Origin of the sequence: Thauera phenylacetica B4P, from assembly GCF_000310225.1 — a bacterium.
GTDB classification, from domain to species: Bacteria; Pseudomonadota; Gammaproteobacteria; order Burkholderiales; family Rhodocyclaceae; genus Thauera; species Thauera phenylacetica.
On the sequence record NZ_AMXF01000008.1, the window covers coordinates 1 to 17,147 of the forward strand.

18 protein-coding genes are annotated in these 17,147 nt (G+C 69.5%); 1 reads left to right on the plus strand and 17 read right to left on the minus strand.

Annotation, left to right across the window (positions count from 1 at the left end; genetic code table 11):
- The 4 genes from C667_RS02670 to C667_RS02685 all read right to left on the minus strand — a co-directional run.
- A partial coding sequence (locus C667_RS02670; RefSeq protein WP_157302128.1) for a hypothetical protein occupies window positions 1-557 on the minus strand: 557 nt, incomplete at its 3' end.
- Window positions 558-560: 3 nt separating this feature from the next.
- A complete protein-coding gene (locus C667_RS02675; RefSeq protein WP_004356594.1) occupies window positions 561-824 on the minus strand; it encodes a hypothetical protein in 264 nt (87 codons plus the stop codon).
- Window positions 821-4,279, minus strand: coding sequence for a hypothetical protein (locus C667_RS02680; protein WP_004356596.1), 3,459 nt, complete (start codon window positions 4,277-4,279; stop codon window positions 821-823). Before C667_RS02680 ends, C667_RS02675 begins: the two co-directional genes overlap by 4 nt.
- Window positions 4,280-8,221 carry a tape measure protein gene (locus C667_RS02685; protein WP_004356598.1) on the minus strand — a complete coding sequence of 1,314 codons (3,942 nt, stop codon included), beginning with the start codon at window positions 8,219-8,221 and terminating at the stop codon, window positions 4,280-4,282.
- On the opposite strand from C667_RS02685, the gene C667_RS25530 reads away from it, so the two are divergent.
- Entirely contained in the window at window positions 8,220-8,375 is a 156-nt protein-coding gene (locus C667_RS25530; protein ID WP_157302130.1) for a hypothetical protein, read from the plus strand. The two genes, C667_RS02685 and C667_RS25530, sit on opposite strands and share 2 nt — an antisense overlap.
- Before the next feature lie 84 nt (window positions 8,376-8,459).
- Here C667_RS25530 and C667_RS02690 read toward each other — a convergent pair whose 3' ends face one another.
- The 13 genes from C667_RS02690 to C667_RS02745 form a co-directional block, all read right to left on the minus strand.
- A complete protein-coding gene (locus tag C667_RS02690) occupies window positions 8,460-9,242 on the minus strand; it encodes a phage tail tube protein (RefSeq protein WP_004356601.1) in 783 nt (260 codons plus the stop codon).
- Window positions 9,243-9,245: 3 nt separating this feature from the next.
- Entirely contained in the window at window positions 9,246-9,428 is a 183-nt protein-coding gene (locus C667_RS02695; RefSeq protein WP_004356603.1) for a DUF7210 family protein, read from the minus strand.
- Window positions 9,429-9,526: 98 nt separating this feature from the next.
- Complete coding sequence (locus C667_RS02700) at window positions 9,527-9,988, minus strand: phage tail terminator protein (protein ID WP_004356605.1); 462 nt, start codon at window positions 9,986-9,988, stop codon at window positions 9,527-9,529.
- Window positions 9,989-10,222: 234 nt separating this feature from the next.
- Window positions 10,223-11,860 carry a gp436 family protein gene (locus tag C667_RS26135; protein ID WP_211207651.1) on the minus strand — a complete coding sequence of 546 codons (1,638 nt, stop codon included), beginning with the start codon at window positions 11,858-11,860 and terminating at the stop codon, window positions 10,223-10,225.
- A gap of 4 nt (window positions 11,861-11,864) precedes the next feature.
- Window positions 11,865-12,509: a LamG-like jellyroll fold domain-containing protein gene (locus tag C667_RS24675; RefSeq protein ID WP_281054834.1), complete on the minus strand. Its 645-nt coding sequence runs from the start codon at window positions 12,507-12,509 to the stop codon at window positions 11,865-11,867.
- Between the two features lie 210 nt (window positions 12,510-12,719).
- Entirely contained in the window at window positions 12,720-13,097 is a 378-nt protein-coding gene (locus C667_RS02710; RefSeq protein WP_004356610.1) for a hypothetical protein, read from the minus strand.
- Window positions 13,098-13,099: 2 nt separating this feature from the next.
- Window positions 13,100-13,513, minus strand: coding sequence for a hypothetical protein (locus C667_RS02715; protein WP_004356612.1), 414 nt, complete (start codon window positions 13,511-13,513; stop codon window positions 13,100-13,102).
- Entirely contained in the window at window positions 13,510-13,941 is a 432-nt protein-coding gene (locus tag C667_RS02720; protein WP_004356614.1) for a hypothetical protein, read from the minus strand. Before C667_RS02720 ends, C667_RS02715 begins: the two co-directional genes overlap by 4 nt.
- Before the next feature lie 4 nt (window positions 13,942-13,945).
- On the minus strand, window positions 13,946-14,365 hold the full coding sequence (locus tag C667_RS02725) for a hypothetical protein (RefSeq protein ID WP_004356616.1): 420 nt from the start codon (window positions 14,363-14,365) through the stop codon (window positions 13,946-13,948).
- Window positions 14,366-14,387: 22 nt separating this feature from the next.
- Window positions 14,388-14,753, minus strand: a complete 366-nt coding sequence (locus C667_RS02730) for a DUF2190 family protein (RefSeq protein WP_004356618.1) — start codon at window positions 14,751-14,753, stop codon at window positions 14,388-14,390.
- A gap of 23 nt (window positions 14,754-14,776) precedes the next feature.
- Window positions 14,777-15,124: a hypothetical protein gene (locus tag C667_RS02735; protein WP_004356620.1), complete on the minus strand. Its 348-nt coding sequence runs from the start codon at window positions 15,122-15,124 to the stop codon at window positions 14,777-14,779.
- A gap of 11 nt (window positions 15,125-15,135) precedes the next feature.
- On the minus strand, window positions 15,136-16,098 hold the full coding sequence (locus C667_RS02740) for a major capsid protein (protein WP_004356622.1): 963 nt from the start codon (window positions 16,096-16,098) through the stop codon (window positions 15,136-15,138).
- Between the two features lie 28 nt (window positions 16,099-16,126).
- Window positions 16,127-17,137 (minus strand): hypothetical protein, encoded by a 1,011-nt coding sequence (locus C667_RS02745; protein ID WP_004356624.1) that lies wholly within the window; start codon window positions 17,135-17,137, stop codon window positions 16,127-16,129.
- Window positions 17,138-17,147 lie beyond the last annotated feature (10 nt).

Genomic DNA, 17,147 nt, shown 5'->3' on the forward strand with positions numbered 1-17,147 from the left:
CGGCGCCGCGCGGTCGGCGGGTCCGCGACCCACACCGCGCCCAGCGGCTCGATCACCTGCGCGATCGCCGCGCGCACCCGCGTGTCGCGCTCGGCGAACACCATCCCGAGCGCGAGGCCCGGGAAATCGTCCCGCAGCCCCTGGAACGCATCCGCGGCCGGCGACCACCCGCAGCGCCGCAGCAGATCCGCCGCGATCGCCGCCGGGTGCTCGAGCAGAGCGCCGCTCGTGTCGTCGCGCCGGCCCACCACCTGCACCGCGAGCTCGGCCTCGGGCGCGCGCGTCACGCGCACGGTCGAGATCGCGCGGCCGGTCTCGTCCAGTCGCTGCACCAGCTGCCAGCCGTCGAGCGCCTTGCCCGCGGCGCGCACCGCCTCCACAGCCACCACGGGATGATCGGCCACCAGCCACTCCAACCCCGCCTCATCCAGCGGCACCGGGGCCAGCGTCACGCGGCCATACACCCACGGCAGCACCCGCGAGGCCGCATCCGCGCGGTATTTCGGCAGATCCGCCGCCACGCGCAGCGGCAGCACGTCAGACAGCAGTCGCATCACCGCTCAGCCCTCCAGCGACAGCGTCGCCACGTCGGCCAGCGTCACCGCCTGAACCGAGCCCACGAACACCGCTACCCCATCCACCAGCAGCTGCGCCCGCGCCCGCAGCGGCGGCACCGCCAGCCGCGCGGCCGCCTCGCCGCGCGCGTTGTCCAGCACCACGGCCACGCTCGGCACCTCGCCGTTCAGCGCAGCGCGCTCGGCGCCGGTCTCAAGCACATCGAGCACCACCGGCGGCACCGTCTCGATTCGCAGCTGCGCCCTCACGCCAGGACCGCCCTGAACGGGAGCTCCACCGACACCATCGGCTCGGCCACGCCCTCGGCCTGCCAGCCCATGTGCTCGGTCAGCACGATCTCGTCCGCATCGACCACCGCGATCGCCGCGCGCGCCGGCACCCGCACGTCGGGCACGATGCACACCGGCTCCATGCCCTGCTCTGCCGAGTGATCCACCAGCGCCAGCAGCGCGTCGACGTTGGCCCCGATCAGCGCGCCGCCCTGGTCGAGCTCCCAGCGCCACGCCCCGCCCGTGCCGCGGCCGCGGTACAGCGCCGCCGGGTTGATGCCATGGCCGCGCGCCAGGCCGTACTGCCTGCGCATCGTCAGATCCGACGCCCCCACGCTCGGCTGCCAACCCACGCCGGCCCACAGCCAGCCGATCGACCCGCCCGCGCCGGCACCCGTTACCACGACCCGCAGATAGCGCGCCGCGGTACCGGCCGGCAGCACCGCCAGCACCGCCGATGCATGCCACGCCGGCGTCGCCGTCCATTCGCCGACCGCTGCCACGCCGCCCGAGATCGTCACAGCGCAGCCGGCCGGCAGCGTGTGCAGCCCTAGCAGCACCGCATCCACGTCGTGCACCGCCAGCAGATCCACGTCGATCGTCACCGCATCTCCGGACCACGCAAAGCCCTGGCCGATGCGCGGCTGGCGCATCCTGCTCGTCCCGTACGTCGCCACCGCCTTGTAGCTCGCCGAGTCGCCGGCCACAAAGCTCGGCGCCGCGCCCGATACCGCCGCCAGGTTCAGCCCATCGCCCAGCGCGTGGGTCACCCCGAAAATATCGCCCACCGTCCAGGCCCCACCGTCACGCCGCCAGCGCAGCGACCCGCCCTCGATCGACACGTCGATCGCATCGCCCGGCTCGAACGGGATCCCCCCCGGCGCCAGCGATGCGGTCACCGGCCCGGCCACGTACTGCGCCGGGGCGGCCGGGCTGAACGACCAATCCGGCAGGGCGCCCGACACCGTCCCGCGCACCGTCCACGTCTGCGTCGGATCTCCGGGCGCGCCCCCGACGAAAGGCGCGTTGCTCGCCGCCACCACGGGGATCACGATCTTGTCGCCCTGCTTGTAGCCCGCGAGCCCGGTCCCGCGGATCGTGATCGTGAACTTGTCGCCGTCCTTGAGGCGGTGCTCGCAGGCCGTAACGATGCCGAACCCGAACTCCTGGCTCGATGCCGGGGTGCCGTCACACCCCAGCACCGACGCCACGTACGGCTGATTCGTGAATGCGGGGAGATACTCGCCGGACTCGTCCACCCACCAATGGGTAGCGTCCGGAACATCACGCCAGCAGCTGCCCCCGCTCGCTGCGCTGCTGGCGTTAGATTTTGGGACGATGCCCGCCAACGCACGCACGTGGTCCATCAGCGAGCCGACGAGCCGCGGCCACGAATCGTCGCCGGTCCATGCATAGATCCTCGTGCGCCCTTCGGCCAGCTCCCAGACTGCCGTGCCGTCCGTGATGTCGCCGGCCTCCGTCGGCCATGTCGGCTCCGTCGTGCCCGTCGCGCCGGCCGTCTTGACCACATAGAAATAGCCCGTACCGGGATCGATCTTGTCGCCGAGCGCCACCGCCTGCGATGCCTTCCAGTAGTACGGCTGCGCCTCGTACGAGATCGATGGCGTCGTGCTGTCCACCCACGGGCCGGATCCCACCCAGTTCGGCTCGGTTGCCCCCAGCGACTCCGGCGGCGAGCTGGAGTCATAGGCGTACGGCACCCCCAGGATCCGATACAGCCGCCCCGTTTTCGTCGACGAGCGGATATAGCGCAGCGAGATCGACGACTCAGACGAGGACGGCTGGATCGTCCGGATCGACAGCCCGGGCAGGTACTGCGGGGCGCTGATCGGCGCCCCGCCCAGCAGTTCGTAGCGGTCCAGATCGGTCTGCAGACCAGCCCAGTACGCATCCCACTGAGCCAGAGCACCCGCGTCCTCGTAGATCTCCGACAGACAGCTCGCCAGCGCGCGCACAGTCTGATCTGCGATCTCGATATCCGTCCGATCCGAGAACACGCGATCGGCCTCGCTCGTGCTCTGCTTGATCCCTGTATTGGTCTCGACGAACCCAGCCCGCCACGCATACAACTGCACCAGCCGCGTCTGATACGCCGCATCGAGTGCCATACCTGTACCTCCCACATCCAGCCCCAGGCATGCGCCCGAGAGGTTAAGCGCCGGCAAGTCGTCGCACACGCAATCGGCCGGCGGGCGCTTGCGGTACGTGTACGTGATGCTCTTGTCCTTCGCCGCCGCACCCAGCATCAGCGGCTTGAAGCACAACCCTGGGAGTCCCTCGTCCTCCTCTCGCGCGACGAGGCTCACCACGCTGCTGATGCGCGCGCCCTCCGCATTGCTCGTAGGGAGCGGAATGCGGAACCGCACTGGACCACTCGTATACAGATCACCGGCCACCGCGGCGGGCAGCTCGCCCGACACCCCGCCGCGCACCGACCACAGCCCGGCCCCCTGGCCCGCATACGTCAGCGTCAGGTTCTCCGTCGGCGCCGTCGGCGCCACCTCCACCACCTCCACCACGCCGCCCGTCGCCGGCAGCGCATGCGCATCGGTGCGCAGCGGGATATCCGTCACCGCCATGCCACCCGGCGCCGTATCGCGTGCCACCAGGCCGCGCACCCGCGCCAGCGCGCTGCGCGCCTCCACCTGGCTCAAGAAGTCGTAGATCGTCACCGCCGCATACACCTCGGTGCTCACGCCATCCGTCAGCGACAGCGCGTAGTCGCCCGCGACCTGGAGCAGCCGCACATCCGCCGGAATCTCGTAGGCCGTCGCCGGATCCAGCCGATACACGAACCGGCCGCCCTCCCACGTCTTCCACGCCCGATGCACCGCCGGAAAGCCCTCGAACTGCACCCGCAGCGCCGCATCCGGGATGCCCGCGTCCGTCGCCGCCGGCTGGCCCCAGTCCCACTGCGGCCCCTCCAGGCTGTCCGTTCCGGCCGCAATCGGCTCGAGCGTCGCGTACTGCATCGGCGTCAGCGTCAGATTGCGCGTCACCGACAGCGACAGCGCGTTGCCCGCCGCGCCGGTGGCCCGCGCCACAAGCGCCGCCCCGTAGAATTCCAGCGCCGCGGGCACGGGCTCCGTGCCCGCGTCGAGCAGCGCAAAGGTCAGCGACTCCGGCACCGCCGACACATCGAGCGCGTCGATCGACAGCACCCCATTGCCCACGCCCCGAATCACCGGCGCCGACGGCATCAGCGCCCCGCCCAAGCCCGACACCACCTCCACATCCACCACCGTATCCGCCGCGCCCGTATAGCTCCCGCTCACCACCAGCCGGCCGCCGCCCTGGCGCGACTGCGCCACCAGGCGCACGTCGTCGCTGGCGCGCTGTGCGCTCGCCGTCAGCGTCGCGGCCGACACGCGGTTGTCCTTGTTCGAGAGGATCCGGTTCACCGAGATCGACATTTACAGCGCCCCTTTCCTTTGCAGATCCGTGATCACCGGCCCGAGCTGGCGGGCGAAAGCCTCCAGGCTCGCCCGGTCGCCTGAGAAGATGCCCGAGCCCGGCAGATTGATGTTGAGTGTGGTTTGCTTGGCACCGAAGGTTTGCGACGGCGCCGCCGCCTGCACCCCCGCGCCAGCCGCCGAGCCGCTCGAGGTCGCCCCCGCGCCGCCCATACCCGCCGTCGACGCCGCATTGCTGCGGTTGCGCCGCTCCGCGCGGTAGATCTGATCGATCAGCCCAAGTTGCTCCTGCAGCAAATTGATTTCGCGCTGCAGCCGCTCCACCTCGCCCGCATCCTTTCGCAGCTCGGCCCGGCGCAGATCCAGCCGCGTCAGCTCGATCGTGCGCAGCACCTCGGCCTGGTCGCGCGACTGGCGCGCGCTGGCGATCTGCTCCTCGGTCCCGTTCAGCTCCAGCAGCCGCAGGCGCAGCTGCTCCACGCCCTCGGCCGCGTTGCTGCTGAACTCCTGCTGCCTGGCGTCCAGGCGCTCCATCTCTTCGATGTAGAGCCGTGCCGCCGCACGCGCACCGTCGATTGCCCCCGCGCTCGCGCGGAACGAGTTCGCCTGGTCGAGCGCGCTGTTGTAGACCGCCGACGCCACCCGCTTCGCCTCATCCGCATAGCGGCTCTGCGCCGTCGTCGCATCCACCAGCGACACCGTCACCGACTTCACCGCCGCGTTCTGCTCGCGCGCGGCCTCCACCATCGACTTGCCGGCATCCTTCGCCGCCTCGCCGAGCTCGCCCGCACTGCCGGCTGCATCCTTCAGCGCCTGGTCGGCGCCCTTCACGCCGAACGCCGCCTCGGCCATCGTCTGCACGATCACCTTGCCGGTCTTGTCGACCTCCACCGCCAGGCCCAGCGCCGACGCCTGGGCCTTCAGGGTCGCATCGGCCACGCCGCCATTGGCCGCCACCGCCTGCTCGGCGTAGGCGGTGAACGCGGCCTGGAGCTCCTCCGCCGTCGCCTTGCCCGAGTTCCGAATCACCTCGAACGCCCGCTTCGCCTCTGTGGCCGCGCGGTCCATCTGCTGCTGCGACGTCACCCCCAGCTTGCGGAAAGCCTCTTCCACCGAGTTGATACCAGGTTGCACCTCGTCGGCCTTCTTGCCGATCTTCTCGATTGCCTCCGCAACCTGGTCAGCCGAGAGCTTTCCCTCACGTCCCAGGCGCTCGACATCCTGGCGCAGCACGGTAAGGGCCGCGGCGGAATCGCCAGCCTCCACCGCAAAGTCGATCGCGCCGATGAGCGCAGCGTTGGTATCGACACCCGCGGCCTTCAGCTTGTCGAACCCGGCCTCGAGCGTGGCCAGATGCCCAAGAGCCGACTGCGCGCCGCTCGATATCCCGGATGAGAGCTGCGCAAAGTCCTGCCCGGTGGCGGCAATGCTCGCGCGCAACGCCCCGTCCATTGCGGCCGCCAGCGCCTCGACATCGCGCTGAGACTCTCCGAACGCGGCTTGGGCGGTGATCATGAACTGGTTCAGCTGCGCACCGTCGAGCTTGGCAAGTGCCTGCTGCCACGCGGCCCCCATCTCGTCGGCGGAGATCTTCCCGGTGTTCTTGAGCTCGACCAGCGCCTGGCTGAAACCTTGCACGCTCTCGAGCGCGCTGGCGTCGAACCCCTTGCCGACTTCCTGCAGGGCTGCGGCTGCATCCTTCCCCTTGGCCGCGAGCTCGTCGAACTGCGCGATGAAGAGCGACGCATCGACGGACAGCAGCGCCTCGATCTCGGCACGGCTCATCCGCACGCCGACCTCGAACGCGGCCATCCCTTCGCGGGCCCGCTTCATCCCGGCCGCCGTCTGCTCGGCCGAGAACTCGCTCGCAATGCCGAACTCCTTGGCGCCCTGGATGGCCATCTGCGCGCCCGCGTAGTACTTGCGGGCGCCGTCCAGGCGCTCGAAGTACGCCGTGCGCTCGGCCTCGGACAGGCGCGCGACCTCGCCCGCCGTCAGCACCACCGCATTGCGGTAGGCTTCGTTCTGGTAGGCGAGCGTCTGACCGTTGGCGATCATGCCGCGCGTGGCCTCGCGCATGGTCTGCTCGGCGCGCCGCATCGCATCGCCCGCCTCGCCCCAGCTCGCGACGGTTTCGCCGATGGCCTTACCCACCGTGGTCAGCACTTCGTAGCCGACCACCGCAAGGGCGATCTTCACCGTCCCTGGTAATGCGGCCAGGCCGGCGCGCAGCCCGCCCACCCCCTTGGTGGCCGCCAGGGCTTCGGCGCCAAACTTGGTCACCTGTGGGATCAGCTTGGCGGCAAACACCGCCAGCCCCACTTCGCCGGCCACGACAGCCAGCTTGGCAATGTCGTCGAGGTTGTTGGCGACACCCTCCAAGGCACGCGCCACGGTGGCGGAAGCCCCGTTCGCCTGGTCGAGCTCGCCGATGAACTGCGTCCAGTTCGTCGACAGGTTGGTGAGCGAGCGGCCAATGGTCAGCGGAAGTTTGGCGAACTCCGCGTCGATGGTGCGCGCCTGCGACTGCAATGCCGAGATCACCACCTCGCTGGTGAGCTTGCCTTGCTCGGCCATTGCGCGCAGGGCGCCGATCGGCACGCCCAGTCCGTCGGCCAGCGCCTTTGCCAGGCGTGGCGATTGCTCCATCACCGAATTGAACTCGTCGCCACGCAGCGTGCCCGACTGCAGGCCCTGGATCAGCTGTGTGAGGGCGGCGTCCGCGCTGGCCGCCGACGCGCCCGAGACCTGGTTGGCCTTGTTGATGGACTCGGTCAGGCGGAGAACGCCTTCTTGCGTCAGGCCCACCTCCTCGCCGGCACGCGCGAGTGCGCCGACCAGGCCGGTGGTGCTCTCGAGCCCCGAGTATGTCGCCCGGGCGAGCTCGGCGGTCTGGGCCAGGGTGAGGTTGAACCCCGCCTGGCTGCTGTTGACCAGGTCGATGCGGGCGCCGAGGTTGGCGTACTCGTCCGCAGTGCGCCCCAGGTCGATTGCGGTCTGCAGGCCGAGCTGCGCCCCCGCGAACTGCAGCAGGCGCGACTGCACGGTCGAGAGCTGCTCGGAGATCGAGCGCACCCCCTTTGCCGCCTGCGAAAACCCCTTTTCCGTCTGTGCGCCTGCCGCCTGGGCAGTGCTGCCTACGCTTGCCAGGCGAGCGCGCAACTCCCCGGCGCGCTGCGCCGCCTGCTGCGCACTGCCCGCCAGGCGCACCTGGGCGCCGGCCAGATCGGTCGATGCGATGCCCGCGCTGGCCAGCGCCTGGCGGGTGTTGTGCAGCGCCAGGCGCTGCGCCTCGTAGGCCGTCTTGGCGCGGCCGGCCTCGTGGCGGTTCTGCTCGAACGCGCGCTGCGCCTTGTCGGCCGCACTCCCGGCTTCCTTGAGTGCTTGCGCCGTTGGTCGGTAATCGCCGGCGAGCGTGCGCACGGCCTGCCCGACGGTCGCGCTCTCCTTGCGCAGCTCCGCAAGCCGTGTCCGCGCCTCGCGGATCTGGCCGGCGTACTCGGCGGTGTCGGCGCCGCTCGCCTTCGAAGCAGCGCGCAGGGACTTGAGCTCGGCCGCGGCGGCGGCCACCGACACCTTCAGCTCGTCGTGACGCGTGCGGGCTTCGCCGAGCGCCGCTGCGGCCTCGCGCTCGGCCGTAGTGGCTGCAGCGAGCGTCGCCTGCTTGGCCCGTAGCTCCTGGGCCGCGGCGCGCGTGGCCGCCTGTGCGGTCTGCAGCGCCTCGGCGTAGGCCACCGTCTCGCGCTTGGCCTCGGCAAACGCGCCGACCAAGCGCTCCTTCGCGGCCAGGCCGTCGATCTCCTCGGCCAGGCGCTGAAACTCGGGCGCCGCATCGCCCGCCCCCTCGCCCAGGCCGGCCACCTCGCGCGACAGCGCCGCCAGCTTGCCATCGCCGGCGGTGTCCACTTTAATGACGACGTTGGTTTCGATCGGGTTCGCCATGACGCGCTTATCTCTTCAATGCTTCGCCCTGGCCTTGCTGCTGTTCCTGGTCAGCCTGGGCTGTGCGGGCTGGGCCATCACCGGCGCCTTGCTGGCGCTCGGCCTGGGCGTCGTGCTGGCCGTGCTGGACCTGATCGGCCAGGCCATGTCGTAAGCCCCGCCTAGCGCTGCCGGGGCATCGACACAGCCTTGCCGGTGTGGGCGCCCGCCTGGATCACGAGCGCCCTGCGAGGCTGGATCAGATCAAGCTGATCCGCATGAAGCCGCCGTAGTCGGCGTCGGACTGCATCTCGCTCACGAAGAGCGCCTCGCCGCTCAGTTCCAGCGACGCCTCGTCGTCGCCGAGCCACGAGAAATCGCCCCCCATCGCAAGACTCACGCGCGGGATCACGATGCGTGCCCGCTGGCCGTCGTCGTTGACGCCATTGAAGATCACCCCGCGCTCCACGTTCGTCGTCGCGAATGCGGCGATGTTGGTGTATTCGCCGTAGCTGTAATCGACCTTGACCGGCTCGACGTGGGCGGCGGGGTGCGCGATCAGGCGGCAGCGGGCGTGCTTCGCGTCCTCGATCGCATAGTGCGTATCGAGGACGTACACGAGCGGGGTCACCGCAGTGCTGTCCTCGATCACGACGTTGGTCACGTCGGGGTGGCGCAGCGTGAAGTAGTCGCCGACGGCGAGCTGGGGCAGGACTTCGGAGGTCACCGTGCCCGCGGCCTGCAGCACGGCGTCGCCATAGAAGGCGGCGGCGAGGGTGCGGCCCGAGAACTGCACCATGGAGAGCGAGACGGAAAGACTCTTGCCCGTGGTGCGCTCCTTCAGGGTCAGGCGCTGGCCCGAGCAGCTCTCCGCGATCCGCGCCTTCTCGACCGACAGCGACGTGGTGAGCGACGAGGTGCCGCAGCCGATGCGGTACAGATCCACGAGATAGCCCATGTCGGGCGTGCCATTGATCGGGTCGTAGCGACCGATCATTACCGGCCCTTGCCCGTCCCAAATGATCGGGGTGTTCTGGTTCATGCGTTACTCCTTGGCTTTCGGGGGTTTCGCCGGGGCTTCATCGCCCGCGGCAGGCGGGGGGGCGGGCATGGCCACGCCAATGCCGATCAGCCAGTCGGCCTGCGGCGCCGGCATCGTCAGCTCGGCGCCGGCGGGGTACTTGCGGCCCGCATGGGTATGGGCCGACTTCAGTTTGATCCGCGTCATCTCGGGGTCTCCATGGTTGCGGTCGGGGGGTGTTGCTAGGCATCGCGCCGCTGCGGCGCGGCCGGCATGCATTCAGGTCGGCGCTCAGCGTTTCATCGTTACGGCTCTCCTGTGCAGGCCGCACGCACTCGCATCGGCGCGCGCCATCCCAGCGGGAAGTAGCCGAACCCCGCGCGATAGCCGGCGGCCGGCGCCCCATCCAGGCTCAGCGGCTTGTAGCCGCGCAGGTCCGGCCGCCATCCGCCCAGGGCGCCGATCACCGCCCCCATCAACGGGCCCGCATCGGCCCGCACGGCCTCGTTGGTGGACAGCGTGCTCACGTTGCGCACGGCGATCACGGTGAGCCAGAGCTGATCCAGCTCCTCCCATCCGCTCGCGGGCGCGCGGCCCGGGCGGTAGTCGCGGTACAACACATGCACCGCCGGGGTGAGCTGGGTGCCCTCGGTCAGCCCCGCCAGGTCGCGCGCCGCCAGCACATGCACGTGCGCCGGCAGCGCGGCGCGCAGGCGGTCGAGCAACAGCGGCTCGAGCGCCATGAAGTCGATCGGCTCGGCGGCCATCAGCAGCAACCCGTGGCAGCAGGAGGGGTGAAACGAAGGGAGAGAGCGCGGGCCAGCATGGGATCGGTCGCAGGTCGCGGGCAGTGGATGTGCCGCGATCTTCGTCCTCATGCGCCCGGAGCGCCAAATGAAGGGGTTCATTGTCGGCAGAGGCGGCCGATCAGATTGCGCGGAGCATGGCGGCGCGCGGGGATGCTCGATCGAGCGTGCCGGCCGGGGGGCCGGCAGAAGGGATCAGAAGCCGCGCAGGGCGTCGTCTGTGATCTGGCGCGGGGCGAAGAAGTCGTACACCTCGGCGCTGCCCGACTGGGCATCGGCGGCGATCAATTCGCCGGGCGAACCGCCCCAGGGGCACGCGAGCTGCAGGGTGCCGCTGGCAAGGTCGTCCAGCGTGGCCCGGGCCTGTTTGTAGCGACGCACCACCTCGTTCTCGGGGGCTGCGTCGTCGTACAGGAAATAGCGTGCGATGTCGCACGTCAGGCGGGTGAGCTGGGGCGGCGCCACAACAGACGGCTCGGTCGCAGGGGGCACCGGCGGGCGTACGCACCCCGCCAAGGGCAGACGGTAGATGCGCCCGATCGCGCTGTCGACCTCCATCTGCGCATCGTGGATCGCGATCTGCACGCGCGTGGTGTCGATCGTGCTCGGCGGGCGGTGCAGCGTGTCGGTGAGCTGCACCAGTTCGGTCTGCCCGAAGCGGGTGACCATGTCGGCGAGGGTGGCGTATTTCATGGGGTAGTCATCCAATTCGACGCCGGAGGCCTCACCGACGATCAGGGCGAGGAAGGCGGCGAAGGCGGCGCCGGGGGCGGTGCCAGCTGGATCGGCGGCGGTCTCCCCGGTCGCCGTTCCAGTGATCCAGGCCAGGACGGTCTGCCAGGCATGCGCCGGCACGCTCGCTGCGCCGCTTGCTGCGCCTGCGGCGAGGCCGGCGAGCGCGACGACGGTGGCGCCCGGCGCCGCCGCGCCGAGCCCCACGGCTGTCGCACCGGGCAACAGGCTTGCGCCAAGCGAAAGCGCGGACCCGCTGGCCGCTGCGGCCCCCGCGGCGGCGCCGGAGATGAGACCGACCGCCGATGCGAGCACTGCACCTGCGGGCGCAGCCCCGCCCGTCGCCACCCCTGGGGCAATCGACGCTGCAGCGACAATGATCGCGCCGGGCGCATCGATGCCCCCGCCGGCCGTGACGGCGCCGGGAATCAGCGTGACGGCCTGCGTAACGACGTGCCCATTGGAGACTGCGGATCCGGTTGCCGCGCCCGCCACGAGAGCGCCGCCAACAAAAACAGTTGCGCCGGAGCAGGCGGCCTGTCCGGCGGCGGCGCTCGGCACAAGCGCTGCCGCAGCGATCAGCGTAGCGCCGCCGCCGGATGCCGCGCCTGCTGCATGCCCCGGTATCAGTTCGGCCGCGACAGAGAGCGTCTTCCCATCGGCGGCCCCTGCCGCGGCCGGTGCACCGGCCACGGCCAGCGATACCGCACACGACGCAAAGGCCCCTGCAATCGCAGCCGCACCCGAGGCCGCACCGGGGGAAAGGACAGACGCGCACGCAATGGTGGCGCCGAATGCCGTGGCGGCGCTGCCGGCATTCGTCGTCCACGCCGCCGTAACCGGCCCCACAGTCGTGCTGCCGTCGTCCCACACTGCGTAGGACACATACGCCGTGTCTGCAGTCAGCCCGGTCGCATCGGGGTCGAACTGGTACGTCGAGCCGCTGCTGGGGTCCGTGTCGGCGTCGTGATAGACGATCGTGCCGCCTGCGCCAGCGGTCCAGCCGGAGTTCGTGCCGATGTCGGCTCTCGCCCAAGTCGGGGCCGATGCGGGAACGCCCTCACCGGTGTCGCGCTGGATGACGAGGTAGAACGTTGCCATGCCGTCACCTCGTCACGGATAGCGTTGCACGCGCGGTCGTCTGCGTGATGGCGCTCATGGTCAGGCTGTTGAGCGTGATGGCGCCGCTGGGCAGGCTGTAAATGCGAACGGGGTCGGCGCGGAAGAGTTGCCAGGGATTTGCGGATATTGCCGCGACTTCGGCATCACTGAGTGCTCTGTCCCATGCCACCACAAGGGAAAAAGGGGTAGCCAGACCGGACTCATACGCCGAACCCAGCCGCCCTATCACGACTTCCTGCGCCGGGTCATACCAGTTACCGACACTCGTGCCGGATTGCGTGCTCGACAGGACTTGCCCGTCTCTATACAGCCGACCGATGGCACCAGACATGCGCGCCGCAAATACATGCCACTCCCCATCGACTACATTTCCAGATGTGCTGGTGCAGAACGGGATAGACGATCCGTCAAAAGCAAAAACCTCAATTTTTCCTGATGCCCCGGACGCGGAAATTCCATACGAGTTGAATAAGAACCCGCACTGTTTATTCGGGCTTACCCTCCGCTGGCTAAACGCGGGGGTATACGCCACGTTGTAGCTCGGGGCAGGCCTCGCGAGGGCGAGCACGGTCCAATCCCCTCCTGACAGCGGTTTCGGAACCCCGCTGCCGAATGTAATCCCGCGCATTGTTGCCGTCGTGACTGAAACCCCGTACTGACCCGCCCCGAGTACGACCCCATCCTCAAGAGTCGCGAGCGCCCCTTTTGCCAAATCTCTATCGAGAGACGGGGCGTATATGAGCCCAGCCCTGGACACGTACGTGCTTGACTGGTCTAGCTGCACCCGCCCCTGCGGCTGGGCGTAGTGACGGCGCGGGACGATGATCACGGACACGTCTTACACCGTGTAGGTAGAGGCGATGGCCTCCACCGTCACGGCCTGCCCTGTGTTGCCAGCGAACTCGACTTCCAGGTGCCGCACCTCCGGGCCGAACTGGAAGCTCTGCTCGGTGATCGCGCTGTTTGTCGTGCCGCCGCCGAAGCGCCAGATGGTTTTCCAGTCAGCGCCAGCGCTGGCCGCAGTTGGCAGCGTGTCGGCGTGCGAAATCAGCACGCGCCCTTCGCACTGCGCAGTGGGGCCGGTCGCGCCGTTGATGATTCTGATCGTCACGATGCCGCCATAAACTGCCGAGAGGTCGATCGTTCCGCGCGTGGTTGCGCCTGCCGCATTGGATGCGCTGGCGATGATTGTGGTGCCGTTTTTCGTGAGCGCCATTGTTATACCCTCAGTGAGCCGTCATCGTCGTAGACCGCAACGCGCACGGCGTACTCATCGACCGGATCGGCCTCCTTCGCGCGGGCAATCAGCGCGTCGAGCTGGGCTTGTGTGAGCAGTTCGCCCGTGACCAGCGGTTGCAGCATCCCGGCCTGTGCGACGACATCCAGGCGCAGTCGGCCCTGGTCGAGCAGCGGCTTGACGTGGCGGTAGTCGGGCGAGGCATAGAGCGTGTCGAGCACTGGATTTGCGTCGGCGAGGCCGAGCACTTCGATGATCGTGCCGACGCCGATTTCGGTGTGTTTCCAGCGGGTGCGGCCAGCGGACAGCGCGGCGGCGATGGCCACGGTATCGGGCACCAACGCCTGCAGTTCGGGGTCCGCCGCAATTGCGGCGCGGATTTCGTCAGCCGTCATTTTGCATTCCTCATTTCAACGTAATCCACAAGCGCCCCAGGGCTCATCCCCCGCGCCGTCGATTCCGGCAATCCAAGCATCAGCGCGCACAGTTCGGAGCACAGCAGGCCGGGATCATCGATGGGCAGGCGCAGCACATGTTGCGCGATCAGGTCGCAGTAGCCGTAGGGCTGGCCGTTGTACCGCTCGAACATCCGCAGCGCAGCCTCGTCGTCACGCCACGTGATCGGGATGACACGCCAGTGCGGCCTGTCCAAGTCGATAACCTTCTTCCGCACCCCCCCATCCCGCAGGCTGCTGCTGTAGCACATGCCGTCGATGACCACCTCGACGTGCGAGTACCGGCTGCGGGTCCAAAAACAAATAAGCCGCCCGCCGATGTCCATCGCGCGGTGCGGCTTGTAGAGCGCCAACTGCACGCCGGCCATGGCGTCAGTTCTGCTTGCGGTAGGTCGATGCTTCCAGCGCAAAGGCGGCCGCAGTGCTGGCGACATCGGCGCCAAAGTCATTCACCGCCACCAGCTCGTCGGCCGTCGCCGCGCCGCCGCGCGCCTTGTAGTACACCGCGTAGCGCGCGGTGATGGTGGCGTTGGCCCACGTCGCGCCGCCGAGCGAGATGTCGACACGGTCGTTTGCGGCGTCGACCGCGCCTACTGCCACGACGACTGCGGCACCGCCGGCGGTGTAACCGGCACCGACGACTTCGTTGGTGACGTCGCTGCGCTTGGCCCAGGTGTCCTTGTTGGGTGCGGCAGCCGCGGTGAGCAGCATGACCTTGAAGTTGTCGGTGTCGTAGTCGATGGCGCCGGTCGCTTCGTCGCGGACGGCGCTGTTGAAGATGAAGCTGGGCATGTCGGCTCCTCGGGGCTACGCGTTACGCGTGCAGGTGGCGGTACAACACCACCTCGATCATCTGCCCGGCCGCGGTAGCAGCCTCGAGCGCCTTGCCGCAGTGGTCGGTGTTGCTGCCCACGGCCGCCTTGCCGCTGCCGTCGGCCGCGGGCTTGACGAAGGCGTGGGCGGCGATCGGGGCGCTGGCCTCGACCAGCGCGCTGTAGCCGGTGATCACCGACACCGTGCTGCCGATGGCGGCGGCGTGCTCGCTCACCCCCATCGAATCGGCCGAGGTGCCGCCGGCGGCGGTGGCGTGCGCGCCGCCGAAGCCGACGAAGCGGGCTTTCTCGATCGCGGCGGTGGCCACCACGGTGGCGGCGTGTTGCTTGTCGTACTGGCGTCCCATGGCGGGCTCCTAAGTGGTGGCGGTCAGGTCTTCTTCTTGCCGGCAGCGGGCACGGCGGGTTCCGCCGCGGCGTCCGTCGCAGGGGCCGCGGCAAGCTCGGCCGCGGCCCCCGAGCCTTCGTCGGCGGAGGTGTGGGTGCCGGGGATTGCGCCCCCGGCTGCGCCCGCCTCATTGCTGCCGGCGGCTTCGCTCACGAAAGAGTTCGGTTCGGCAATGCGCTTCTCGACCGCGCCCAGGCTCACGAGCTCGTCGAGCACGGTCAGCGGCAGCGCGTCGGGCAGCGTCTCGCCCGGCTGGAAGTTGACGCGCACGCCGTCGAGCAGCAGCGCGACGCCGGCGACGCACACATGGGCGATCAGGTTCTGGCTCATGTGCTCGCGCCTCACTTCGGGTTCTGAAACAGGAAGGCGGCGGTGTTGTACGCCACGTTCGGGCGGCGCTCGTAGGTGGCGCCATACACCCAGCTCTTGAGGCCGGCCTCGTAGTACGGCGTCTCGGCGAAGGGGTGGCCCTCGAGCACGTTGGTGAAGGCAAAGCCGGGCTCGGCCAGGCTGATGTCGCTGGTGCCTGCGCCGCCGATGCGCGGCACGTAGGCCAGCACCGCGTTGTTGCCCCACACGTCCTGCCCGGTGTCGGTGTCGTCGATCCACACCGCATCGCCGACGTGGATCTCCTCGAGGTTCAAGATGTTCTTGAGCTGCTCGTTGGTGGCCGGACCCATCTGGCTGTCGGGCAGGTAGGTGCGCACCTGCTCGTTGAAGCGCAGCGCGTTCCAGCCGTCCGCGCTCAGCGTGAGCGTGTTCGGGCGCTTGCCGATCTTCTTGCGGATGATCTCGCTGGCGGCGGTGATGTCGGTCACCGGCGTGCCGGTCGAGGCGCTCCACTTGGTGCCGGCGGCCAGCGCCAGGGTGTGGCCCGCGGCATAGGTGCCCACGGTGGTGGCCAGCGTGGCCACCTCGAGCTCGTAGTCCAGACCGAGGATGTCGTTGGCCGTGGTCATGGCGATGCGGCTGATGTCGAGGTTGGCGCCCACGTTGAGCCGGCGCGCCTCGTCGGCCTCGCGGATCAGCTCGCGCGGAATCGGCACCTCGACCGAGTACTGGTCGACCGAGTAGGTCTTGTCCTGGTACTTGATGTTCACGCGCTTGGTCACGGTGCCCGGCGCACGGCGCAGGCTGTAGCGGCGGAAGCGCTCATCGCCCATCTGCGCCAGCGTCACCGCCGACAGGCTCTGCGGCAGGCGCGGCATGAGGCGCTCGGCCACGTAGCTGCCCTGGCCCATGCCGAGCAGCAGGTTGGTGAGGATGGGGTTCTGCTTCAGCCGGATCTCGGCGGGGGTCATCATGGCGGCGGCGTCCTTCTATATAGGGGGGTCAGGCGGTGAAGCTGGCGACGGCGGAGACCGCCTCGGCGTAGCTCACCTTGTGCTGCGCGGCGTAGGCGCGGGCGCGGGAGTCGATCTCGGCATCGGACAGGCCCTGGGCGCTGCCGGCGGTGGGCGCGGCGGTGCCGGGCGCGAACTCGCCGAAGCTCACCACCGGCTGGGCCGCGGCGAGCAGGCCCTTGAGCCATTCGGCCGGGGGCACTTCCTTGGTGGCGCCGCCCTCGGCGAACTTCACCGGCTGAGCGTCGGCCAGGGTTTCGAGCACGGCCACCGCGGCGTCCTTGTCCTTGGGCAGCAGCCGGCCGGCCTTGACCTGGTCGTCGGCAAACGACACGAAGCCGGCATGGCGGTCGCGGCGCGCCTGTTCGGCGAACTGCGCCAGTTGCGCCTTGGCGGCGGCGGCCTCGGCCTCGGCCGCGGTCTTGGCGTCGAGGGCGGCCTTGGCGTCGGCTTCGGCCTTGGCGGCGCGGTCCTGCGCGTCCTTGATTTCCTGCGTCATGGATTGCTCCTGGTGGGGGGGATGGGGTGGATTGGCGGCCGGCCCCGGCTCGCCCTCGGAAAAGCTCACGGTGCCGGCGTCGTCGTCGGCAAAGTCCTTGAGCCCGGCAATGGCCGGCGGCTGCGCGCCCAGAAAGGCGACGTGCCGCAGGTACCACTGGCCGGGCTTGGGGTTGTTGGGGTGCTGCGGGGGGTAGAACGAGGCCGACCGCTTCTTGAAGCGGCCGGCGGCCACCATTTCGGCGAACTGCGGCTCGACCTGGTGCGCATCGACGACCAGGCGGCCGGCGGCGTTGCGCGCCACGCGCTTCACCCAGCCGTAGGCCGGGAGGTTGTGCGCGGGGTGGCCGACGGTGAGCGGCGCTTCGCGCACGGCCGGGTCGTAGGCCTCGACCATGCCGGCCACGTCGGCGTCGGAGAATTCATGCACCGCGCCCGCGTCGTCGATGTGCCGACCGGGGCGGAAGATCTCGATGGAGGGAGGAAGCTGTGCGGTAGCCATGCCCCGCACT

Bases quoted from the DNA above. Each gene is read 5' to 3' on its own strand.
- C667_RS02710 (WP_004356610.1), bottom strand. From the start codon at position 13,097: ATGGCGCTCACGAAAAACGGCACCACAATCATCGCCAGCGCATCCAAT.
- C667_RS02715 (WP_004356612.1), bottom strand. From the start codon at position 13,513: ATGACGGCTGACGAAATCCGCGCCGCAATTGCGGCGGACCCCGAACTG.
- C667_RS02745 (WP_004356624.1), bottom strand. From the start codon at position 17,137: ATGGCTACCGCACAGCTTCCTCCCTCCATCGAGATCTTCCGCCCCGGT.
- C667_RS24675 (WP_281054834.1), bottom strand. From the start codon at position 12,509: ATGCGCGGGATTACATTCGGCAGCGGGGTTCCGAAACCGCTGTCAGGA.
- C667_RS02725 (WP_004356616.1), bottom strand. From the start codon at position 14,365: ATGCCCAGCTTCATCTTCAACAGCGCCGTCCGCGACGAAGCGACCGGC.
- C667_RS02685 (WP_004356598.1), bottom strand. From the start codon at position 8,221: ATGGCGAACCCGATCGAAACCAACGTCGTCATTAAAGTGGACACCGCC.
- C667_RS02740 (WP_004356622.1), bottom strand. From the start codon at position 16,098: ATGATGACCCCCGCCGAGATCCGGCTGAAGCAGAACCCCATCCTCACC.
- C667_RS26135 (WP_211207651.1), bottom strand. From the start codon at position 11,860: ATGGCAACGTTCTACCTCGTCATCCAGCGCGACACCGGTGAGGGCGTT.
- C667_RS02720 (WP_004356614.1), bottom strand. From the start codon at position 13,941: ATGGCCGGCGTGCAGTTGGCGCTCTACAAGCCGCACCGCGCGATGGAC.
- C667_RS02680 (WP_004356596.1), bottom strand. From the start codon at position 4,279: ATGTCGATCTCGGTGAACCGGATCCTCTCGAACAAGGACAACCGCGTG.
- C667_RS25530 (WP_157302130.1), top strand. From the start codon at position 8,220: ATGACGCGCTTATCTCTTCAATGCTTCGCCCTGGCCTTGCTGCTGTTC.
- C667_RS02730 (WP_004356618.1), bottom strand. From the start codon at position 14,753: ATGGGACGCCAGTACGACAAGCAACACGCCGCCACCGTGGTGGCCACC.
- C667_RS02700 (WP_004356605.1), bottom strand. From the start codon at position 9,988: ATGGCCGCCGAGCCGATCGACTTCATGGCGCTCGAGCCGCTGTTGCTC.
- C667_RS02735 (WP_004356620.1), bottom strand. From the start codon at position 15,124: ATGAGCCAGAACCTGATCGCCCATGTGTGCGTCGCCGGCGTCGCGCTG.
- C667_RS02695 (WP_004356603.1), bottom strand. From the start codon at position 9,428: ATGACGCGGATCAAACTGAAGTCGGCCCATACCCATGCGGGCCGCAAG.
- C667_RS02690 (WP_004356601.1), bottom strand. From the start codon at position 9,242: ATGAACCAGAACACCCCGATCATTTGGGACGGGCAAGGGCCGGTAATG.